Origin of the sequence: Staphylococcus sp. HMSC077D08, from assembly GCF_001837945.1 — a bacterium.
Lineage (GTDB): Bacteria > Bacillota > Bacilli > Staphylococcales > Staphylococcaceae > Staphylococcus > Staphylococcus epidermidis.
Genome location: NZ_KV834739.1, coordinates 1 through 2,349 on the forward strand (window position 1 = coordinate 1; position 2,349 = coordinate 2,349).

Genomic DNA, 2,349 nt, shown 5'->3' on the forward strand with positions numbered 1-2,349 from the left:
GAATACTTTAAAAGGTATTGAATGTATTTACGGTCTATATAAAAAGAACCGCAAGTCTCTTCAGATCTGCGGATTTTCGCCATGCCATGAAATTAGCATCATGCTAACAAGTTAACACAAAGTATTATTTTAAAATTGAGATTAGACATTTATTTTTCAACTTTGCTGCAGAACCTAATTTTTTCTCTTTGTAAATAAATGCAAAGAGATACCATAAGGATCTCTTACATAACCATAACCTTCAGTATAGAATTCTGGACTAAATGTTTTCAATACCTCACTGCCTTTTTCTATTAACTGGTCATATACATGTTTAGTTTCTTCTACTTGGTCAAAAGTGAGACAAAGAGATATATTATTACCTTGTGTTATGGGCAAACCTTCAGTGTCATCTGCGATCATAATTTTTATATCTCCAAATTGAAGTACACATTGATCAATTTTATTTAAATCATTTTCGTCAATATTAAGTTGCTTATCTATAGGTCTATCTTTAATACGTTGAATATACAGTGTTTTAGCGCCAAACAGCTCTTCATACAACTTTTTTAAACCCTCTGCATTTTGAGTGATTAAAAAATATGGACTTACTTGAAATTTCATGTTTTTTCCTCCTTAGATTTGTTATAAATAGAGTATATACTTAATTAGTGTCATCTATTGACACTAAAAGGAGAATAATAATGAAAAAATCTGTTAGATTATATAATATGATTGAATATTGTAATGAAAATAGGAACTTCAAATTAAATGATTTAATGTCAGAATTTAATATTTCTCGTAGTACCGCTTTAAGGGATATAAAAGAAATTGAAGCATTAGGAGTACCTTTATATAGTAATCCAGGGAAAAATGGTGGTTATACGATCATAGGTAATCGAGACCAAACGAAAATAGCAATCACAGATGAAGAGTTGAAAGCTTTAGTATTTACACTTTCGAGTATTTCAAATGTGAGTAATCTACCTTTTCAAACAGAATATCAAGAAATATTAAAAAAATTATATAATAACTCGAATAAAAAAGAGTTAATAAACCAATATAATGATCTATTTCAATATTTTAATGAAGATAAGTATCAGTTCAAAAGTTATAAGTTATTTAATGAAATCATTAGATTGATAATTGAGAATAAGTCTTTTGAAACCTGTTATTCACAAAACTATATTAAAGAACAATATAAAGGTATTGGCATTATGTATAAAAATCATCAATGGTATTTTGTTGTAGCTAATATAGAATCAAAGTTAGTGAATCTATTAAATATTTCGAAAATAAAAGAACTATATGAAATGGGAGAGACTCAAGAGTGTAATGATATAACTATGCAGAATTTTCAACAGTTCATGGTTAAAAATGAAACTGCTATTGATATTCTTATTAGAAGCAATGTTATGGGATTGAATATCTTGAAAGGCTACCTGTGGAGTGACTATATGATTGAAAATATTGACGAAGAGACATATTTATTTAAATCAAAAGTGAACGCGAAAGATATAGATTTTATAGCTAAGTTAATTGTCACAGGTGGTGTCAATGTAAAAGTAGAGACCCCTAATAGTTTGAAAAATGCTGTTAAAGTTGAATTAACTAAAATAATAAACATGTATTAATAGTAATATAATCATAATTGTAATAACAAAAAGATGACAACATTAAACAATTTAAATTTATACAAAAAAACATTATCAAATTTAAAATTTGGTAGTGGTAGTGCTACAGCATACATAAGTAGTTATAATTAAATAAAGATGGGTCAATGAAGGTGAATTAAGTGAATAAAAATATTACAGCTCTAAAATCTACTGAAAATACTACATATATGCAGTATACGGTTCATATCGATGATCAAATTATAAATAATATAAAAGAGTGTACCAAAAAGTTTAAAATTTTGCCTATGGAAGATAAAATTCCATTATCACCGTTGTTACAACCAGAATATGCAGGAGAGGTACAAGATTTTATTAGTACATATGAGCAGTTTATGATTAATTTTGGTAAAGTAATATTGGATAGTCAAGGCATAAAAATACAATTTGAAAGTGAATCATTAAGTAGTATTCAACGAGGCATTCAAGAACATTGTTACTTAAATAAGCGAACAAATGACATTGATGTGACTAAAGAATGGTATTTATGCAAATTTTCAAATCGAACATTAGAAGAGGATAAAAATCAATTGTATAATGCTTTAAAGCAACTCATGAATGATTCTAAAAATAAAAAGCAAGCTTTTCAAGAGGTGTTTAAGGTTCATATTGATATTTATCTCTACAATAAAGAAAAATCTGAATATAAGTATCAAGCATCTAGTGGTTCTGTTGCAAAGTAAAAAAATATAGCTAA

At 27.1% G+C, this 2,349-nt stretch carries 2 protein-coding genes and 2 pseudogenes; 3 read left to right on the forward strand and 1 reads right to left on the reverse strand.

The genetic code is table 11. The features are described 5' to 3' along the window. Positions 1-115 (forward strand): annotated as a pseudogene (locus HMPREF2663_RS11985) (IS6 family transposase); the annotation flags it as partial. A gap of 59 nt (positions 116-174) precedes the next feature. Here the strand turns inward: HMPREF2663_RS11985 and HMPREF2663_RS00465 are convergent. Continuing rightward, positions 175-603, reverse strand: coding sequence for a VOC family protein (locus HMPREF2663_RS00465; RefSeq protein ID WP_000671997.1), 429 nt, complete (start codon positions 601-603; stop codon positions 175-177). Positions 604-683: 80 nt separating this feature from the next. On the opposite strand from HMPREF2663_RS00465, the gene HMPREF2663_RS00470 reads away from it, so the two are divergent. Together HMPREF2663_RS00470 and HMPREF2663_RS00475 are read left to right on the forward strand one after the other, a co-directional pair. After that, positions 684-1,613 (forward strand): helix-turn-helix transcriptional regulator, encoded by a 930-nt coding sequence (locus tag HMPREF2663_RS00470; RefSeq protein ID WP_002504713.1) that lies wholly within the window; start codon positions 684-686, stop codon positions 1,611-1,613. Positions 1,614-1,774: 161 nt separating this feature from the next. Then, a pseudogene (locus HMPREF2663_RS00475) lies at positions 1,775-2,317 on the forward strand (hypothetical protein); the annotation flags it as partial. Between the last annotated feature and the right edge of the window lie 32 nt (positions 2,318-2,349).

Bases quoted from the DNA above. Each gene is read 5' to 3' on its own strand.
- HMPREF2663_RS00465 (WP_000671997.1), bottom strand. From the start codon at position 603: ATGAAATTTCAAGTAAGTCCATATTTTTTAATCACTCAAAATGCAGAG.
- HMPREF2663_RS00470 (WP_002504713.1), top strand. From the start codon at position 684: ATGAAAAAATCTGTTAGATTATATAATATGATTGAATATTGTAATGAA.